Origin of the sequence: Bacillus cereus group sp. N8 (assembly GCF_016483685.1) — a bacterium.
GTDB classification, from domain to species: Bacteria; Bacillota; Bacilli; order Bacillales; family Bacillaceae_G; genus Bacillus_A; species Bacillus_A proteolyticus.
Map to the genome: position 1 here is coordinate 73,743 of NZ_JAEHBK010000007.1, position 18,238 is coordinate 91,980.

Consider the following 18,238-nt stretch of genomic DNA (forward strand, 5'->3'; position numbering starts at 1 on the left):
ATATTCCTCATTGCCTTTTCATTTACCCCGCTATTTGCCAGGCAGTAAAACTCCCACCTCAAAATTCGGCTGGAGCAAAGAGGTTAGGTGGGATTGTGGCTGCCCGTAAACGCCCGATTGGTGAAGGATAATAATCAGTGGGGATGAACAAAACCCCCACTGATTAAAGTTTCACTTTAGCCTTGTAATTCTTTTTTGATGTTCTCTGTTAATGCAGCCATACGCTTACGGCTTTCTTCACGCTCACGTTTATTTTGTTCTTCAATTTGTTGTGTTTCTTGCATACCTCTTGAAATAATGTTCCAAGTCTCCTCAAGTGTTTCCATCTTAATACTAGAAGAACCTGATAATCTCGCCACTTCCACACTTTGAGTCGCGATATTTTGTGCATTTTTCTTAAGTAATTCATTTGTACGACGATCAAGTTCCGCCATAGAGTCTGCAACCAGCTTTTGACGTTTTGCATTTACGGCTTGAATAATACCATTTTTAAAGATAGGAATCGTTGTAATAAATGCTGTATTGATTTTACCGATTAATTTATTGTTACCGCGTTGAATCATACGAATTTGTGGCGCTGTTAATAGAGCAACCATACGTGCTTTTTCTAAGTCATCAATACGTTGTTCTAAAATTTCAACAGAGTTTTTAAGCGATTCTAATTCGATACCTGCTAACTGATCATTATTACGTACGCGCTCTTCGTACATTGGAACTAACTCTGTATTTAAACGTTCTAATAACATTTCCCCTGCTACTACGTATTTTTCTAAATCTAAATAATACTTTAAGTTTTGCTCATACAGGCCATCTAATGTACCAATTGATTTTTTCATTTCATCTTGATACTTCGTAATTTCCACGTATACTTTATCCATTTCGCGACCCATTGTCTGATACTTACTAAAGATTTGTTCGATCATTTTATCTGCTTTTTTGAACATGCGTGAGAAGAAACCACTTTTCTCTTCCGCAAAGTCTTTGCTATCAAATCTGTCCATAATTTTACCAAGCTGTTTTAATAATTCACCAGAGTCTTCTATTTTTGATAAAGACATTGTATGTAAAATTTGATCAGCGAAACGTGAAATTTCCATAGATGGTTCTTTTCCAAGCTCGATTAATTCTAATTGATCTTTAATATCTACCGCATTATAAATACGTTGCACTTCCGCATCTTGTCTAAGTTGTAACCGAACATCTTGTGCAGTTTGCTCATTTAGTTCTGTTTTCGAATCTAGTACGACTGGGTTATTCATATGGTATTCTCCCTTTCCTTATAAAAATGGACGAAATAGTCCTTTTATTGTTTGTGATAAATTTTTATAGGCTGATGAACCATGAAACTCAAGGTCGAAATTAACTTCTTCAAGCCAATGTGAATCAAATGCTCCTACTTCAATATACGGTTCAATATCGTTTCTCCCCGTTGGGTTGAAGTGGAATACATCTACTCCAATTTGATTTAAAAACAATAATAAAACAGCATCAGAACGGCTTAATTCTCCGCTCTTCTCATTATTAAATATAACAATTTTCGGTACTTCTTGCGAATAATCAAATTTCTCAAGTTGCTCTAAAATGTTCGGTGGAATTTGAGAAAGCTGTGCAAAAACATAAAGTGCTACATCTTGTTTCGTCTCTTTCGCAATTGGTTTACACATTTCACTTTCGCACGTATGAATGATTGCCTCTGCAATACCATGCTGTAAACCTTCTGGTAAACGTTTATGCGGCCACCAATGACTATTCATAATTAAATCTGGATGTAATTTTCCCCCGCGGTCCAATGCATCTCGATAATGATATTGGAAATTCGCTTTTTGTTCTTTCGTAAACGGAAATGTATTAATTAATAAACTGTTATCAAATGATGTAACAGCCTTTAATCGTTGAAAATATTCTTTATCATTCTTTGACACACCTGATATTTTTGCAAATAAAGAAGGAATATAAATATGCTTGTTTTCAACAAAGAAGGTTGGGCGTACAAATGCCTTTTCTTTCGTAATTAAAAAGAGTTCATCATATGTTGTTTTTAATGTACGTGCTACAGGTGTATATGAACGGAATTGCCACGGCTTATACAGCAGTGAATTATCGTGGTGAAGTACTTGCTCGATTTCTTTTGAAGCTTGATAAGCTACTGTTGCGACGCGCTCACGACGCCGATCGGGAAATGATTCCAATGAAATACGGCCCGAATGAGATACGACAAAAGTCCTTCCTTCCTCATCTATATTCTCAAACCCATCTTTTCCTTCAGGGTGATAATAAAGCACATCGCAGCCGAGCATAATAAGAAAGTATAAGAAATATATACGACTCTCCGTCGCATCACCGTACCAAACGATACGCGGCATTTGTTTCTTATAATTAATCGTAGAGAACCACTTCGTTACGTAATTTTCACTTAATTTAATCATATCGATTAAGAAACGACGGAACCCTTCTGTTTTTAAAGATTGATTATGTTGTTTTTCATACAATTTTAATACCGAAATAAACGTCGTATGTATATAATGCTGTAAGTCAGGATTGTCTACTTGCGGTAATAGTTGTTTTCCAGACAAATGGGCTACAAGTCTATTTACTGTAAGTCCATTCGGTGCTTCTTGATGTAATGTAAAAACTTCTTGAATATGGCGCAGTTTTTCGGGATCAATTACCTTATTTAAATTTTGTTCATGCAAAACCTCGATCCCTTTTGCTTCACTATAATCAAATAACTCATTGAAATATTCATCTACATCATTGGGAACACCAAGAATACGAGTTGCTATATAACTAAATTTCATCTCATTCTCTGTCAGTTCATATTGTGGACGTTTTTCTAAAAGCGCTTCAAATTGCTTTAAATCTGATTCTTCTTTTAATGCACATGGTTGAAGTGTAAAACGTGAAAACACAACAGTTCACCTCCAAAAACATTTACGTTTTTTATAAAGTCTCTCTTCTATTATAAACTATTTTTAGTTATAAAAAATGGGCGCTCGCATAACGAGCAAACCCATTTCAATTATTTATGTTCATTTTTAGTAGCTGCAACTTCTTCTTTAGCTTGTCCAGAATTCTTCATGTAGTGAAGTATAAATGTTGCTCCAAACGCTACAACTAAAATAATAAAGAACGCTGTATGACTTACTTCAATATGAATAACAGACAGTAGCATTTTTACTGCAATAATTAAGATTAAAATATAGGCTGTCGTTTCAAGTTCTGGAATACGCTCTAACAATTTTAAAAATACGCCAGCGATACCACGCATCATTAAAATACCGAGCATTCCACCTAATAGTAAAATCCAAACTTCATTCGATACACCAAACGCAGCAAGTACGCTATCTACAGAGAACGCGATATCCATTAATTCAACCATCGCCACCGTTCCCCAGAAAACACCGAACATTCTGAAGAGAATACTATTTTGGTTCATACCATCAGCTTCCTCTTCTTCTGCATTACCTTTTCGTTTATCAATGAAGTATTTAATTGAAAGCCAAGCTAAGTAAAGTGCACCTAACACTTTTACCCATGCTAATTTAATTAAGTACATTCCAATTCCAATCGCGATAAATCGGAATACATACGCTCCAATAAGTCCATAGAATAATGCTTTTTTACGTTTCTCTTCCGGAAGGTGTTTTACCATTACCGCTAACACAAGTGCGTTATCAGCAGATAGTAACCCTTCAAGTACAACAAGTGTACCGATTAATCCCCAAGATACTGGATCTTGCAACACTTTAATCCACATGTCCAAGTCAAAAAACTGAGCATACGTATCAAGGATTCCTTGCAAAATACTCATCTTACCTTTATCCCCTATTCTTTGCTAGATTTATAGAAAGGTCAAAAAAAGGAAACGAATGTCGTTTCCCTTCTTATGCATCCAAGCCATACGCTCTTACAAGCGCACCTAAGCCACCTTGGAAACCACTTCCTACTGCATTAAACTTCCACTGTCCATTATGACGGTATAATTCACAAAAGACAACTGCTGTTTCAATGGAGAAATCTTCCCCTAAATCAAAACGAAGAACTTCTTCGTTTGTTTCTTCATTTGCTAAACGAACGAATGCATTTGCAACCTGTCCAAAGTTTTGATTACGACCTTCACCATCATAAATTGTAACTGTAATAGCAATTTTATGAACATCTGCTGGAACCTTTTTCAAATCTACAACAAGTTGCTCATCATCACCGTCACCTTCACCTGTACGGTTATCTCCTGTATGTAAAACTGATTCACAAGGAGACTGTAAATTATTATAGAAAATAAAATCAGTTTCCTTCGTACATTTCCCGTTCGCATCTAATAAAAAGGCAGATGCATCTAAATCGAAATCAGATCCACCATCATAAGATTTAATATCCCATCCAAGACCAATTACCGCTCTTGATAAACCTGGGCTTGTTTTAGCTAAATCAATTTTCTGTCCTTTTTGTAATTGAATAACCATGCATATTCACCTCTATATTTTAATTTCAAAAAATATATCCATCAGTAAATATACATTTCACTGATGGATATATAAGTCTATTACTCTACATCTAAACCAAAGTTATTACATAGAGAACCTAATCCACCTTGGAATCCACTTCCGATTGCATTGAATTTCCACTCACCTGCGTGACGGTATAATTCACTTACTACTACTGCAGTTTCAATAGAGAAATCTTCTCCTAAATCGTAACGAATTAATTCTGCATTCTTTTCTTCATCCATAATGCGTACGAAAGAGTTAGAAACTTGTCCGAAGTTTTGGCTACGGCCTTCACCATCATAAATTGTGATTGTGAAGCAAATACGTTCGATATGTGCAGGAACATTTTTTAAGTCTATTTTAATTGTTTCATCGTCGCCTTCACCTTCACCTGTACGGTTATCTCCTAAATGCTCTACAGCACCATTCGCACCTTTTGGGTTATTATAGAAAACGAAATCCTCTGCTCCTGAAACTTTACCGTTAGCACCTACTAAGAAGATACTAACATCTAAATCGAAATCGCTTTGTCCGTCATAACGATTCGTATCCCAACCAAGTCCTACAAGAACTTTCGAAAGACCTGGGTTTGTTTTTGTTAAGTCTACCTTTTGTCCTTTTTTCAATGAAATTGATGCCATATACAATTCCTCCTTGGTTTATCTTATTGGTAACGTGATACAATCTCACTTAAGTTTTTATCTTGTGTTCCTTCTCCAACTGCTGAAAACTTCCATTCGTTTCCGTCTCGATACATTTCCCCTGCAATTAAAGTCATTTTGCCAGCGTAATTATCTGACAAGTTATAACGTGCTAATTCTTCACCTGTTTGTGGGTTTTGAATACGAATATATGCATTGCGAATCATTCCAAAATCTTGACGACGATTTACACAGTCATAGATATTTACAACGAATACTAAACGATTAATACGGCTCGGAACTTTATGTAATTCTACGAAAATTGTTTCGTCATCACCAGCACCTTCACCTGTTAAATTATCTCCTGAATGAATGATACTACCACAAGTAGAAAGTTTGTTGCCAAAATAAACTAGATCATTTTTGTTTAAAAAACGATCTCCTTCTAACATAACAACAGATGCATCACAATCTACATTTGGTTTACTTCCAAATAAAGAAGACAGAAAACCACCTGATTGCCCAATTGGATCCCAGCCCAAGCCAACCTGCAGTTTTGCCACTCTCGGTTGTCCTTTCGTTAAATCGATCTTTTGTCCTTTTTCTAAAATAATAGGCATGAAGTTTCTTCCTTTCTACAAAGCATTTTCCGAATCGGAAAATATTGTATTCTTCTCTTATATTGTAGCATTATTTATCTAGTGAGAAAAAGGATAAATTCTCAATTATATGAAAACATCCATATAATTTACTTATGATGATGTAAGAAGTGGTAAATGGAACCAATCATTCCTGCACAATTGCCGCTTTGCGCAAGTTTAATCTCACAATTACTATAAATCTCTTGATTTAAGTATGTTCCTATCTCTTCCTTCACTTCATTTAAGAAAGCATCTCCTCTTTCAGTAATTCCCCCACCAATAATAATCATTTTCGGATTAAAAATATAAGCAAGGTTACTAATTCCAATCGCCAAATGTTTAAAGAAAATCTTCACGGCTTGAGTAACACCACTATCACCCTTATCATATAATTCAAAAATTGTTTTACCATCCCACTCTTCTTCACCTTTATATCTTCGTACAAGATGAATTAATCCCGAAATTGAGGCAACCTCCTCAAAAGTTTTCCCTTCTATTAACATATTCCCCCATTCCCCAGCTCCAAACGAATGTCCACGGTATAATTCCCCATTTATAACAATCGCTCCACCAATCCCCGTTCCAAGCGTGAGCATAATAAAATCACTTTCTCCCCTCCCAGTCCCTTTCCATTTCTCACCAAAGGCTGCACAATTAACATCATTTTCAATAGATACAGGAACTTTTAATATTTCTTGTAATCTCTCAACAATAGAAATATCAGCATAATGTGGAATATGATCCACCCCTCCCGTTATAACTCCTTTATCAATATCAACAATTCCGGCTGTACTAATACCAATTCCGGAAATATCATGTTCAGTCATTAACTTTTTTGATAAATATATAAGCTTTTGAACAATTTGTTCCCCTCCCAAATGAATTTCTGTTGGGATTTTTTTTTGCATTAGTACTACCCCTATTTCTGAAACAATTCCATATTTAATTTGCGTACCACCAATATCAAATGCAATATATTCTTTCATCCGTTGCCACTTCCTCTACTGTTATGAGTGTAAATTCTCCATCACTCTACTATTTGTAGGGAATTTACATTAACTCTTTTCTCTCTTTAGAAATACACCACCTTTTTCTATATATAGTTTTTTTTGCATAAAACTCTTTTTCCTATGAAATATTACAAAAGGGATATTTTTTAGATGGAACAATAATTTTTTCTTCAGGAGGAAAACAATGACAAAAATCTTCATTTTAGCATCTACACTTTCTTTATCCTTTTTTAGCGGCTTAAATATTGGTAATGCTGCAACGGAAAACTTCCACCCAATAACAAACGCTATTGTACAAAATAACGATAATTTAGCAGAAGGTAATTCAAAAGATAATAATAAACCTCCAGGAAACAATGGTTCTCAGGACGATAGTGGTTCTGACGGCAACGGTTCTGGTGGCAGTGGTTCTGGTGGCACCGGCTCTGGTGGCAACGGTGCTCGTGGCAGTGGTTCTCAGGGCGGTAACCGTGTTAAAGGCGATAGCAGTTCTCAGGGTGGCAACGGCTCTCAAGGCGGCAACCGTATTAAAGGCGATAGCAGTTCTCAGGGTGGCAACGGTTCTCAAGGTGGCAATGTAAAAGATAACGCGAAAAAACAAGGCGATAAGTTACCTAATACGGCAACACATTATCCTGCATCTGTTTTAATGGGACTTTCAACATTCCTAATCGGTATGTTACTATTTATTCGCCGTAAAAATGCAAAATAAAAACACATCATTCCATCTAAAAAATACATGAAACAAATTGTAAAACTAAAAAGGACTTTGGATTGCATTTTATTATGCACCCCAAAGTCCTTTTCATCATCTATCAAAAAGAGCATTAATACGCTTTTCCCCAATACACCATTTTCTTAGCTTCTTTACCACAGCAAATACATTCGTCAGCTAAACCTTCTTGTTCGAACGGAATACAACGTGAAGATACTCCAACTTCGTCTTTTAGCTTTTCTTCACAAGCTAGTTCTCCGCACCACATTGCTTTAATAAAGCCTTGTTTTTCATCAGCTATTTTTTTCATCTCTTCGAAATTCGTCACACTATAAGTACTCTCATCTCTATATACTTTTGCTTTATTAAATAAAGAATGATGAATCTCCTCAAGTAATGATGGGATGCGCTCTTCTAATCGATCCATTGATATAAACTCTTTTTCTTTCGTATCTCTTCTTATAAGTACAACTTGATTCTTTTCAATATCTTTTGGACCAACTTCTACTCGAATTGGAATGCCCTTCATTTCATACTCATTAAATTTCCAGCCTGGTGTTTTATTGCTAGCATCTATTTTTACACGTGCAACCTTCTGAATACGTCCTTGTAACTCTGTTGCTTTTTCTAAAACACCTTCTTTATGCTGAGCAATAGGGACAATAACAACTTGCACTGGTGCAACTTTCGGCGGCATTACAAGTCCATTATTATCGCTATGAACCATAATAAGTCCACCTATCATTCTTGTTGATACACCCCAAGATGTTTGATGTACATATTGCCATTTACCATTACGATCTAAAAACTTAATATCAAATGCTTCAGAGAAATTCGTCCCAAAGTTATGAGAGGTTCCTGTTTGAAGCGCTTTTCCATCATGCATTAAACTTTCAATCGTATAAGTTGCCTTTGCTCCCGCAAACTTTTCTTTGTCTGTTTTTTGTCCTTTAATTACTGGTATCGCTAAGTAGTCTTCACAGAAAGAAGCATATAGATTTAAAATATTTAACGTTTCAGCTTGAGATTCTTCTGCTGTTTCATGAATTGTATGACCTTCTTGCCATAAAAATTCAGTTGTACGAAGGAACGGTCTCGTTGTCTTTTCCCAACGAACTACTGAACACCACTGATTATATAGCTTTGGCAAATCATTATATGATTGCACAATCTTTGAAAAATGCTCACAGAATAAAGTTTCAGATGTAGGGCGTACACAAAGTCTCTCCGCTAACTTTTCATCCCCACCATGTGTCACCCATGCTACTTCAGGAGCAAATCCTTCAACATGATCTTTCTCTTTTTGTAATAAACTCTCTGGAATAAACATTGGCATATACACATTTTCATGACCAGATTCTTTTAGTTTTTCATCCATTACTTTCTGCATATTTTCCCACAATGCATAACCATATGGACGTAAAATCATACACCCTTTTACACTTGAATAATCAACAAGTTCTGCTTTTTTTACAATATCGGTATACCACTGAGCAAAGTCCTCTTCCATCTTTGTAATGGCTTGTACTTGTTCTTTTGCCATAGCCTTTCTTCCTCCTTTAGACAATAAAAAAAGCCCGCGTCCCCAAATAGGGACCGAGCTTTGCCGGCGTTACCACCCTGATTCATACACAAAAATTGTATATGCTCTCTTCTTGATAACGGGAAATTCCCGCTGCATATGCAGAACTCAAAGGCAGGTTCCATATTGCCTTTTTAAGAATCTTTCAGCCTGGCGGATTCTCTCTCTGCTAAAAAGGTTGAACATGTACTAATCCTTTTTCATCGTTATAACGAAATAAATTTGTTGATTATCATAATACAAATTCTTTTTTTAAACAATAGCTAATTTTCTTATTATTATATATTCTTTTCATTTTTTGCAGTTTTATACGTAGCTTTTTCGCGAGATTTTTACAAGTTGATGTGCAATCATACCGATAAGTGTACCTAGTAGAACGAAGAAACCAATAAATCCATATCCCATTCCTTCCCATCCACCAATAACCATCATTGTAACGGGAAAGGATGCTAAGCAAAGAAGTATTAAACTAAGTGCAAATATAATATCAAACTGTTTGTCTGGAAACCGTTTCTTTAGTAAATACGAAATAGCAAATACAAGAAAAATAGTGATTCCACCAATGATGTAAAAGATACCAAAGCCATCTAGCCAATCCATAGTATTCCCTCCTTACATTCATTCTCTTATAATTATTATATGTTTAATTTTTCTGAAAATAAATAATAAATTTTATTCAGAAACATATTTTTATTACCAGGTATTAATAGTAATATATAAGAATAGGTTTTATATAATCAGGAGGTCTATTTTATGAGTAAAGCATTAACAAATCATGTCATCATATTATCTTTCGACTGTTTATCAGCTTTAGATTTTCCTATATTACAAAAACTCCCTAATTTCCAAACATTAATAAACAAGGGTGCGATTGCAAAAAAAGTGGAACCTATTTATCCTTCTGTAACATATCCAAGTCACTCAACAATCGTAACTGGTAATTATCCTAATAAGCATGGCGTTGTCAGCAATACATTACTTCAACCAGGACGTGAGTCACCAGATTGGCATTGGTATCGAAAGTCCATTAAAGGAACAACTTTATACGATGAAGCACGCAAAGCAAATTTAACGACAGCTGCCCTTTTATGGCCTGTTACTGGAAGAGCAAATATCGATTACAATTTACCAGAAATTTTTCCAAATAGACCGTGGCAAAATCAAATTTTAGTTTCATTATTTAGCGGTAGTCCGCTATATCAATTAGATTTAAATCGTCGTTTCGGCCATATACGAAATGGACTGTCACAGCCTGAACTTGATGATTTCGTCCTCGCTTCTACTGTACATACAATCCATACGAAAACGCCTAATGTTATGTTCGTACATTTTACGGATTTAGATACTCAAAGACACTATCATGGCTTTGAATCTAAAGAAACAATAGCTGCAATCCACAGACACGACGAACGCCTTGGAAAAATTATTCAAGCATTAAAAGAAAGCGGGATATACGAAGACAGTACAATTATTGCACTTGGCGATCATAGCGCTTTAAGTGAAAACAAAGCAATTCAATTAAATGTACTGTTTCGTCAAAAAGGACTTATATCCGTAAATAAAAGTGGAAAGTTACTAGATTGGAAAGCTTATTGTCAAAGCTGTGATGGATCTGCCTACGTACATGTAAAAGATAAAAATGATACTGAAACGATTAAAGAGATTCAACTTCTTCTTGAAGAGCTTCTTCAGAATAAACAAAACGGAATTGAATTTATTTTGCACGATGAAGATGCAAAAGAACGTGGTGCTGATGGTAATTGCTTATTTATGCTAGAGGCCATAGAAGGTTATTATTTCATTGAAAATTATACAGGTGATTTCATAAAAGAAATTAATAGAGAAGATGTTACTTCTAGCAAGAAATATACATTTGGAACACATGGATATTCCCCGACAAAACCTAACTATGAAACAATTTTTATGGCTGCTGGGAAAGGCATTCAAAGTGGCGTTACAATTCCGTATATGAGACTGATTGATGAAGGTCCCACTATCGCTAGGTTACTCGGTTTGCACTTAGGTGAAACAGACGGCGCAATTGTAGAGGATTTACTTCAATTGTAAAGAACTGTGTATATATGTAAAAGTTATGTAAAAATCATCACTGTTTCTCTTTTTATAATTTTTATTTTTGTACACTGTTAGTAGAACAAATTTAAGGGGGAACATTATATGAAAAAAATGTCCAGACAAGAAAAAAGCTGGATATTATACGATTGGGCGAACTCGGTATATTCGCTCGTCATTACAACTGCATTATTTCCAATTTACTTTAAAGCAGCTGCAAAAGAAGCTGGACTATCTGGTGCAACTTCAACAGCCTATTGGGGATATGCAAACTCGTTCGCTACACTTTTAATTTCTATACTTGCTCCTATTCTCGGCACAGTTGCTGATTATAAAGGATTTAAAAAACGATTTTTCACATTCTTCTTTGGACTTGGTATTATATTTACAAGTATGCTAGCAGTTGTTCCAACATCTCAGTGGTACTTATTACTAGGATGCTATATGCTCGCATTAGTCGGCTTTGCTGGAGCAAATATTTTTTATGATGCATTTTTAGTAGATGTTACCTCTAAAGATAGAATGGATCGAATTTCTACAAGAGGCTTTGCATTAGGTTATATTGGAAGCACAATTCCTTTTATCGGTTGTATCGCTCTTATTATTCTTTCTCAAAAAGGAACTATCCCCTTATCAGTCGGAATTGCTAGTCAAATTTCTTTCGCAATAACAGCTCTTTGGTGGGGGTTATTTACAATTCCAATGCTAAAAAATGTAGAGCAAACACACTATATTGAACGCCACCCAAGACCAATTGCAATGAGCTTCAAGCGCCTTGCTGATACTTTTAAAAATATTAAAGAATATAAAACTGTATTTATGTTCCTAATAGCTTACTTTTTCTATATTGACGGGGTCGATACAATTATTACTATGTCTACCGCTTACGGAACAGATCTCGGTATTAGTGCAACTAATCTATTAATCATCTTATTTGTAACACAAATTGTCGCTTGTCCATTCGCTTTATTATACGGAAAACTATCAGAAACATTTACCGGTAAAAAAATGCTATATGTCGGTATTATTATTTATATCATTATCTGCACATATGCTTATTTCTTAAAAACGACACTTGATTTCTGGATTTTAGCAATGTTAGTTGCTACTTCTCAGGGCGGGATTCAAGCACTTAGCCGTTCATATTTCGCAAAACTAGTACCGAAAGAATCTGCAAATGAATTCTTCGGATTTTATAATATCTTTGGTAAATTTGCGGCAATTATGGGTCCAGTATTAGTAGGTGTCACAACACAATTAACAGGAAAAACAAACGCTGGTGTTCTTAGTATTATTGTATTATTTATTATCGGTGGATTCTTACTCACTAGGGTTCCAGAAAATAATACATCCGTTACACCACCTAGTCCAAAGACTAAAACGCTATAAGAAAAGATCCTCTTCTCATAAGAAGAGGATCTTTTTTATTTTTAACGGTGCGCCTTATAATGAACGACTCTACTGCTTGTACAAAAATAATTTATCAACAGTTGTTCCTAATACTTCAGCTAAACGGAATGCTAACGCTAAGCTTGGATCATATTTATTATTCTCAATTGCATTTATCGTTTGTCTAGAAACCTTGCATTTATCCGCTAATGCACCTTGTGAAATATTATTTTCAGTGCGTAATTCATAGATTTGATTTTTCACACCATTTCTCCTAACCTGTAAAATTATTTTTACAACATCAGTATATAATTGGCTCATATAGTTGTCAAAAGTCCCTCAAAGAAAAAGGGAGCAATTTTGCTCCCTTAAAATATTTATTTCGAAGCTAACGAATTTGTTAGTTCCTCTTTATTAGCGACAGCTTCTTTCTTTATTTGCATACGTAGAACTGGCCCTATCGCTAATAAAATAAGTGCCATCGCTATACAAAACACAGTAACTAGTGAAGTTAGTTCCTTTAATCCTCCAGCTAGTGAAGTTCCAATTAACATTGCCCCCATAAACAGTGGTAAAATCGTCCCATTTACTCTTCCAACCATATTTTCTGGTACAAGTTGAATCATAAGCGTACCGACAACGATATTAACACAAGCTAAACAAATTCCTGTACCAAACCTCATGAAACTAGTAATCCAAAACGATGTAGATAGGCCTTCTACCAAAAATGATATAGCTAGCACACTCACACCAAATACAAACATCTTTTTCGGATTTACTTTTGATGTGAAAACTGCAGCAACAATACCACCGATTAACATACCTATTCCATCAGCTGCGGCTAAATATTGAACTGCTTCCTTTTCCATTCCAAGGCGTTCTATTACAAGAAACACCTCTAATGGATTCGTTAGTCCAACAGCTAAGCCCATAATGGTGAAAGTGATCGTAATCATACGTAAATTTTTCGTATGAAGAACGTATTTCCAACCCTCTTTTATATCATTTTTTAATGAATCTCTCGCCACCTGCTCTTGTTCAACCCATTTTGGTAAAAATGAAAGAGCGATAGCAGATAACAAAAATAAAATGATTAAGCTATATAGTGATGTAAATAAACCAAGTTGTGTATACACAAGCGATCCTACCACTGGTCCAAAAATCATAAATAACGACTGTAATGTTTGGTTAAATGCAATCGCATTTGCTACCTGTTCTTCCTTTACATAGCGCTTAAATATACGCGAAGATGATGGCTGAGAAAATTGACCTACAATCGCGGAAATGAGTGTTGCAAAAAATATAGACTGCCAATAATCCAGCTTTAACAACAAGACAATTCCTATAATAGACAGTACACTTAACACATCCCCAGCAACCATTGTTCTTTTCGGATTCCAGCGATCAGCTAGCGCACCACCGATAAACGAGAAAATAAAGATAGGTGCATATTCCATAACTGATAATAAAGAAACAGAAACCGGATCATTATTCGTTCGCTCCATTATGAAATATAAAAGAGCCATATTTCTGATCCAAATTGCAATTTGTTGTAAAATATCAGATGCCATAACGAGCATAAATGCTCGGTTTTTAAATAAAGCGTTCATTTTCATTCCTCCTTTTATAAACCGACCGTTCAGTCTAATTTGTTTTGTAAGAAAAGCAGCTGACTTATTATTTAGCTGCCATTCCTTTTAACAATACATCTATTGCCTTTTTATAAATACGTTTTAGCTCTTTATGATCTAACTCGTAGTAAAGTACTCCAAGCCCCGATAATAATCCATTCACAATATACATAAGATCGCGCGTATTATCTTCACGAAACTCTCCAGACTGTATGCCTGTTTCAATTAATTTCTCAAACATAACATATGATTCTCTAGTTAAAGCTAACAGTTCATCCAGAATCTCTTTACTTACAACTTGACTCATAGAGAATTCCTCTATTGCATTCGAAATAGGTTGTTGTATATCCTCTACATAATATTCGGCGAGACCGTATAGTTTTTCAGTACTAGTACTATACAACTTCTCTTTTTCATTCCATTTCTCTAGCCAATCATACGTATGCTGTTTCACTACAAATAAAAATAATTCTTCTTTACTTTTAAAGTGATAATAAATACTTCCTTTACTTCGCCCTGTAATTTCACAAATATCTTCCATCGATGTAGCTGCATAACCTTTTTGTGAAAACAGACTTTCTGCTTTATATGCAATTTCTTTCTTTATCTCTTCTGCATTTCTTCTCATATTCACACCTCACTAAACCGACCGTTCAGTCTAATGATAACAAATAAAAAACCTCTATCGCAAGAGGCTATATTCCTTATTTAAGAAAACGTACTTTCAAACCACGTTCGAATCGTATGTATTATTCCAATTTTAAATCCTAATTTGACAAGAAATACGCCTCCCGCAGCTAATAAAAATAACACTACTTTCCCCTTATTTTTCACTTTCGGCTCCCTTTTCATTTCCATTCCCCTTAGTATGTTAAAAATATTGAATCAAACGTTTGTTTAATTGTTTTTATGTATAGGTAAGCCAACTAATCAAACGTTTGTTTAAAAAGAAATACGCCCCCTATAGGACGCATTCTCATCAATCACCGCCACCTCCACCACCATCGCAGCTGCCTCCGCTATCTCCACCGAAAGATCCTCCACAATCATGTGAACCTCCATCGTGCGAGCTATCATTATCAGATCCAGCAAAGAAAAATAATGGTGATGAACTGTTAGATGAATTATGAATGTTATTTTGTTTCGTAAGATTTACCTTCTTTTTGTTTGATCGAATTGCTGTTACGATCGTCCCAACTACAACAAATAATAGTATGACAATAATAAATTCCATATAAAAGCCTCCCTTAATCTTCGAATAATTGAATCGTTCTCTCTAGATTTTCAAGTGAAATGAAGCGCGATTCACGAAGAATCTCTTTTCCATTATGAAATAATAAAATCGTCGGTCCTGTAAATACCGCATATCGCCCTGCAATCTCTTGCATGTCTTGTAGTAATATTTCTACTTTCTCTACGTAATCATAATTCTCTAATACATAGTTTACTTTCCGTAGCATAACATCACAAACGCCACAATTTTCCGTTTTAATAAATAGAAGTACCAATTGTTGTTTTTCAATATATATCGCTAATTCTTCTATCGTTTCAAATTTATTCATCTTATCCCTCTTAACGTAATTTACGAAATACTTTACCCCGCATTAACGGGCAGTAAGACTCTCACCTCAAAATTCAGCTGGAGCGAAGAAGTTAGGTGAGAAGTCAACTGCCCGTAAATGCCCGATTGGTGAAGGCTAATAATCAGTGGAGGATGAACCCCCTCCACTGATTATAGTTTCACTTTATCTTGATACATACGAAATGCTGAACTATCTTTAATCTTTCTCTTTTCCATTACTTGCTGAAAGCGTAGTGTTTTTGCTGTTAACTCTTCTTGTAATTTTTTTCTCTCTGCTTCATCATAACAACAAGCGATTAAATCCTCTATTTTCAATATATCTTTTTGCAATTCCATTTCTGGTGGAATCATGCCTGCATTTTTCAAGATTTTATAACTCATTCTTAATTCTGGAGGTACCATTGAAAGATCTTCTAATTGTAGTGGTTTTCCTTGTCCCGGAATATTATCAAGATCACCATTCCGTATCGCTTGACGAATTTTTTCCTCAGCAATGTTCAAAAACACATCCACACTATCCCCTCCTTTACATATTTTTACTATTATTTTACATGAAATTTCATCATCCTGCTACGTCATTCCAAATTGACTCCACAAATTCACCGAAAATTCTTTTAAACGATATATAAAATTAATAATGTATAAAAAGACGGTAATATTCCTGCGCACCATAAGAGTGCTTCTTCATACAATTCTCATGTAAGAGTTCTCGAAAATCATGTTAATCACAAAGAAAAGGCATTAGCTCATAAAAGCTAATGCCTTTTCTTTGTGATTATTGTTAAACGTTCCATTCTTCGATATTCCATATTTTCGTTATCCACGCTTCATAGAAAGATGGCTCATGTGAAACAATTAAAACCGTACCTTTATATTGTTTTAACGCTTCCTGTAAAGCCCTCTTAGTCTCTGTATCCAAATGGTTAGTTGGTTCATCTAAAATTAAAACATTGCTTTTAGTTACGATAAGTTCGCATAACCGTACTTTTGTTTGTTCTCCTCCACTTAATAATTGAATAGGTTTTAATACATGTTCTTCTTTCAATCCGCACTTTGCTAATGCTTGTCGGATTTCTTTTCTTGTCATGTCTGGCCTTCCTGCCCATACTCTCTCTAGTGCAGTTATTTCTGAGGAAAATTCCTCTTGTGCAAAATAAGCGGGTTTTACTCGTTCCCCAATAGAAACTGCACCGCCTAACGGTTTTATTTGTCCTAGTAATGTTTTTAACATTGTTGTTTTTCCAATCCCATTATGGCCAATAATCGCAATCTTTTCCCCTTTTTTCACTTGAAAATCCAATTCCGAAAATAACGGTTCACCATAACCAATTTTCAGTTTCTCTACCTGTAATATACGACTCACTGGCTCAGTATAAACATTAAAATCAAAACGAGCGCGAGGTACATCGTTAACCTTTTCAACCTTTTGCATTTTCTCTAATACTTTTTCACGACTTTTTGCTTGTTTCGCTTTACGAATTTTATTTTTTTGAATAAAGCTCTCTAAATGTGCAATTTCCTTTTGCTGTTTCGTATATGCTGCTTGTAATTGTTTCTTTTGCAGTTCATAATTACGCACAAAACTATTATAATCACCTACATAGCGCTTAATTGTGCGCTCATCTAGATGGTAAATAACTTTCGTAATATTGTTCAAAAATACTTCATCGTGCGAAATGATAATATAAGCTTTTTCATACATTTGTAAATATGATTGCAACCATTCTATATGAGCTGTATCTAAATAGTTAGTTGGCTCATCTAATAATAAAACATCCGCTTTTTCTAAAAGGAGTTTACCAAGTAATAACTTTGTCCGTTGACCACCGCTTAACTTTGAAACATCCTTTTCCATTCCTACTTCAAACAACCCTAAGCCAGTTGCTACTTCTTCAATTTCTGTATGAATTTGATAAAAATTAGAATTCTCCAATATAGTTTGTAACTCTCCGTACCTTACTAACAATTTCCCTACTTCTCCTGCTCCAGCCATCTCTTCTGTAAGTTTTAACATTTCACGTTCAAACTCATACAGATTAGAAAACGCACTCTGCAAGTATTCTTCAATTGTTATACCTTCTTGCAAATCGATATGTTGTTGTAAAAAGCCAATCTTCACATGCGGAAACCATTCAATTTTCCCATCATCATGTATAAGTTCTCCTGTTAACAAGCGTAATAATGTTGATTTTCCAATTCCATTTTTCCCTACTAGCCCAACATGTTCACCCTTTAATAATCGAAAGCATGTATTATATAAAATGGTTTTCTCACCATATGAATGACTTACATTTTCTACTGTTAATATACTCATTTTTTCTCTCTCCTTTTCTTATGATCCATAAGCTAAATAGAGAGAACAACAGTATAAAGCCTTATTTAGTTATACATATAAAAAATGGGTAAGGTGAATACACCTTACCCATTACATATTATCGTAAGAAAGGATTAAGGTTCTTTACCTGCTGTCTTCAATTTAGCTTATTTGTT

20 protein-coding genes and 1 other annotated feature are annotated in these 18,238 nt (G+C 35.0%); of the genes, 3 read left to right on the forward strand and 17 right to left on the reverse strand.

The window, feature by feature from the left end; translation table 11 throughout:
* Window positions 1-176: 176 nt before the first annotated feature.
* From JDS80_RS13210 to JDS80_RS13240, 7 genes are all read right to left on the reverse strand, one after another.
* Window positions 177-1,259, reverse strand: a complete 1,083-nt coding sequence (locus JDS80_RS13210) for a toxic anion resistance protein (RefSeq protein ID WP_098888572.1) — start codon at window positions 1,257-1,259, stop codon at window positions 177-179.
* Between the two features lie 18 nt (window positions 1,260-1,277).
* The gene (locus JDS80_RS13215) at window positions 1,278-2,909 is read right to left on the reverse strand and encodes a YceG family protein (RefSeq protein ID WP_199638790.1); all 1,632 of its coding nucleotides are present in this window, start codon (window positions 2,907-2,909) and stop codon (window positions 1,278-1,280) included.
* A gap of 110 nt (window positions 2,910-3,019) precedes the next feature.
* Window positions 3,020-3,811, reverse strand: a complete 792-nt coding sequence (locus JDS80_RS13220; protein ID WP_071745351.1) for a TerC family protein — start codon at window positions 3,809-3,811, stop codon at window positions 3,020-3,022.
* A 73-nt stretch (window positions 3,812-3,884) separates the two neighbouring features.
* Entirely contained in the window at window positions 3,885-4,463 is a 579-nt protein-coding gene (locus tag JDS80_RS13225) for a TerD family protein (protein ID WP_071745350.1), read from the reverse strand.
* Between the two features lie 80 nt (window positions 4,464-4,543).
* Window positions 4,544-5,128, reverse strand: coding sequence for a TerD family protein (locus JDS80_RS13230; RefSeq protein WP_000146733.1), 585 nt, complete (start codon window positions 5,126-5,128; stop codon window positions 4,544-4,546).
* Window positions 5,129-5,151: 23 nt separating this feature from the next.
* Complete coding sequence (locus JDS80_RS13235) at window positions 5,152-5,748, reverse strand: TerD family protein (RefSeq protein WP_001121596.1); 597 nt, start codon at window positions 5,746-5,748, stop codon at window positions 5,152-5,154.
* A gap of 128 nt (window positions 5,749-5,876) precedes the next feature.
* Complete coding sequence (locus JDS80_RS13240; protein WP_199638793.1) at window positions 5,877-6,755, reverse strand: ROK family protein; 879 nt, start codon at window positions 6,753-6,755, stop codon at window positions 5,877-5,879.
* 208 nt (window positions 6,756-6,963) lie between these two features.
* Between JDS80_RS13240 and JDS80_RS13245 the strand changes: the two genes are divergently transcribed.
* Window positions 6,964-7,491, forward strand: coding sequence for an LPXTG cell wall anchor domain-containing protein (locus JDS80_RS13245; RefSeq protein WP_199638795.1), 528 nt, complete (start codon window positions 6,964-6,966; stop codon window positions 7,489-7,491).
* Between the two features lie 115 nt (window positions 7,492-7,606).
* Here JDS80_RS13245 and proS read toward each other — a convergent pair whose 3' ends face one another.
* Both proS and JDS80_RS13255 read right to left on the reverse strand, forming a co-directional pair.
* A complete protein-coding gene (gene proS, locus JDS80_RS13250) occupies window positions 7,607-9,037 on the reverse strand; it encodes a proline--tRNA ligase (protein WP_199638797.1) in 1,431 nt (476 codons plus the stop codon).
* 45 nt (window positions 9,038-9,082) lie between these two features.
* Window positions 9,083-9,289 (reverse strand) — a binding site (T-box leader).
* A gap of 93 nt (window positions 9,290-9,382) precedes the next feature.
* The gene (locus JDS80_RS13255) at window positions 9,383-9,676 is read right to left on the reverse strand and encodes a YesK-like family protein (RefSeq protein WP_071747284.1); all 294 of its coding nucleotides are present in this window, start codon (window positions 9,674-9,676) and stop codon (window positions 9,383-9,385) included.
* A gap of 153 nt (window positions 9,677-9,829) precedes the next feature.
* Here JDS80_RS13255 and JDS80_RS13260 point away from each other — a divergent pair, with 153 nt between their 5' ends.
* Both JDS80_RS13260 and JDS80_RS13265 read left to right on the forward strand, forming a co-directional pair.
* Window positions 9,830-11,143 carry an alkaline phosphatase family protein gene (locus JDS80_RS13260; protein ID WP_199638799.1) on the forward strand — a complete coding sequence of 438 codons (1,314 nt, stop codon included), beginning with the start codon at window positions 9,830-9,832 and terminating at the stop codon, window positions 11,141-11,143.
* A 108-nt stretch (window positions 11,144-11,251) separates the two neighbouring features.
* On the forward strand, window positions 11,252-12,535 hold the full coding sequence (locus JDS80_RS13265) for an MFS transporter (protein ID WP_071747282.1): 1,284 nt from the start codon (window positions 11,252-11,254) through the stop codon (window positions 12,533-12,535).
* Between the two features lie 69 nt (window positions 12,536-12,604).
* Here the strand turns inward: JDS80_RS13265 and JDS80_RS13270 are convergent, their stop codons facing one another.
* From JDS80_RS13270 to JDS80_RS13305, 8 genes are all read right to left on the reverse strand, one after another.
* Entirely contained in the window at window positions 12,605-12,856 is a 252-nt protein-coding gene (locus JDS80_RS13270; protein WP_083596166.1) for a helix-turn-helix transcriptional regulator, read from the reverse strand.
* Window positions 12,857-12,912: 56 nt separating this feature from the next.
* On the reverse strand, window positions 12,913-14,145 hold the full coding sequence (locus tag JDS80_RS13275; protein ID WP_199638801.1) for an MFS transporter: 1,233 nt from the start codon (window positions 14,143-14,145) through the stop codon (window positions 12,913-12,915).
* A 67-nt stretch (window positions 14,146-14,212) separates the two neighbouring features.
* Window positions 14,213-14,794, reverse strand: a complete 582-nt coding sequence (locus tag JDS80_RS13280; RefSeq protein ID WP_071747280.1) for a TetR/AcrR family transcriptional regulator — start codon at window positions 14,792-14,794, stop codon at window positions 14,213-14,215.
* Window positions 14,795-14,874: 80 nt separating this feature from the next.
* Complete coding sequence (locus JDS80_RS13285; protein ID WP_016089473.1) at window positions 14,875-15,018, reverse strand: hypothetical protein; 144 nt, start codon at window positions 15,016-15,018, stop codon at window positions 14,875-14,877.
* Between the two features lie 127 nt (window positions 15,019-15,145).
* Window positions 15,146-15,400, reverse strand: a complete 255-nt coding sequence (locus tag JDS80_RS13290) for a hypothetical protein (protein WP_199638803.1) — start codon at window positions 15,398-15,400, stop codon at window positions 15,146-15,148.
* 13 nt (window positions 15,401-15,413) lie between these two features.
* Window positions 15,414-15,728, reverse strand: a complete 315-nt coding sequence (locus tag JDS80_RS13295) for a thioredoxin family protein (RefSeq protein ID WP_071772393.1) — start codon at window positions 15,726-15,728, stop codon at window positions 15,414-15,416.
* Window positions 15,729-15,898: 170 nt separating this feature from the next.
* On the reverse strand, window positions 15,899-16,261 hold the full coding sequence (locus tag JDS80_RS13300; RefSeq protein WP_071747278.1) for a DnaJ family domain-containing protein: 363 nt from the start codon (window positions 16,259-16,261) through the stop codon (window positions 15,899-15,901).
* A 268-nt stretch (window positions 16,262-16,529) separates the two neighbouring features.
* Complete coding sequence (locus JDS80_RS13305; RefSeq protein ID WP_071747277.1) at window positions 16,530-18,062, reverse strand: ABC-F family ATP-binding cassette domain-containing protein; 1,533 nt, start codon at window positions 18,060-18,062, stop codon at window positions 16,530-16,532.
* Window positions 18,063-18,238 lie beyond the last annotated feature (176 nt).

Bases quoted from the DNA above. Each gene is read 5' to 3' on its own strand.
- JDS80_RS13270 (WP_083596166.1), bottom strand. From the start codon at position 12,856: ATGAGCCAATTATATACTGATGTTGTAAAAATAATTTTACAGGTTAGG.
- JDS80_RS13210 (WP_098888572.1), bottom strand. From the start codon at position 1,259: ATGAATAACCCAGTCGTACTAGATTCGAAAACAGAACTAAATGAGCAA.
- JDS80_RS13245 (WP_199638795.1), top strand. From the start codon at position 6,964: ATGACAAAAATCTTCATTTTAGCATCTACACTTTCTTTATCCTTTTTT.
- JDS80_RS13220 (WP_071745351.1), bottom strand. From the start codon at position 3,811: ATGAGTATTTTGCAAGGAATCCTTGATACGTATGCTCAGTTTTTTGAC.
- JDS80_RS13290 (WP_199638803.1), bottom strand. From the start codon at position 15,400: ATGGAATTTATTATTGTCATACTATTATTTGTTGTAGTTGGGACGATC.
- JDS80_RS13285 (WP_016089473.1), bottom strand. From the start codon at position 15,018: ATGAAAAGGGAGCCGAAAGTGAAAAATAAGGGGAAAGTAGTGTTATTT.
- JDS80_RS13305 (WP_071747277.1), bottom strand. From the start codon at position 18,062: ATGAGTATATTAACAGTAGAAAATGTAAGTCATTCATATGGTGAGAAA.
- JDS80_RS13255 (WP_071747284.1), bottom strand. From the start codon at position 9,676: ATGGATTGGCTAGATGGCTTTGGTATCTTTTACATCATTGGTGGAATC.
- JDS80_RS13280 (WP_071747280.1), bottom strand. From the start codon at position 14,794: ATGAGAAGAAATGCAGAAGAGATAAAGAAAGAAATTGCATATAAAGCA.
- JDS80_RS13265 (WP_071747282.1), top strand. From the start codon at position 11,252: ATGAAAAAAATGTCCAGACAAGAAAAAAGCTGGATATTATACGATTGG.
- JDS80_RS13230 (WP_000146733.1), bottom strand. From the start codon at position 5,128: ATGGCATCAATTTCATTGAAAAAAGGACAAAAGGTAGACTTAACAAAA.
- JDS80_RS13225 (WP_071745350.1), bottom strand. From the start codon at position 4,463: ATGGTTATTCAATTACAAAAAGGACAGAAAATTGATTTAGCTAAAACA.
- JDS80_RS13235 (WP_001121596.1), bottom strand. From the start codon at position 5,748: ATGCCTATTATTTTAGAAAAAGGACAAAAGATCGATTTAACGAAAGGA.
- JDS80_RS13260 (WP_199638799.1), top strand. From the start codon at position 9,830: ATGAGTAAAGCATTAACAAATCATGTCATCATATTATCTTTCGACTGT.
- JDS80_RS13295 (WP_071772393.1), bottom strand. From the start codon at position 15,728: ATGAATAAATTTGAAACGATAGAAGAATTAGCGATATATATTGAAAAA.
- JDS80_RS13240 (WP_199638793.1), bottom strand. From the start codon at position 6,755: ATGAAAGAATATATTGCATTTGATATTGGTGGTACGCAAATTAAATAT.
- JDS80_RS13275 (WP_199638801.1), bottom strand. From the start codon at position 14,145: ATGAACGCTTTATTTAAAAACCGAGCATTTATGCTCGTTATGGCATCT.
- proS (WP_199638797.1), bottom strand. From the start codon at position 9,037: ATGGCAAAAGAACAAGTACAAGCCATTACAAAGATGGAAGAGGACTTT.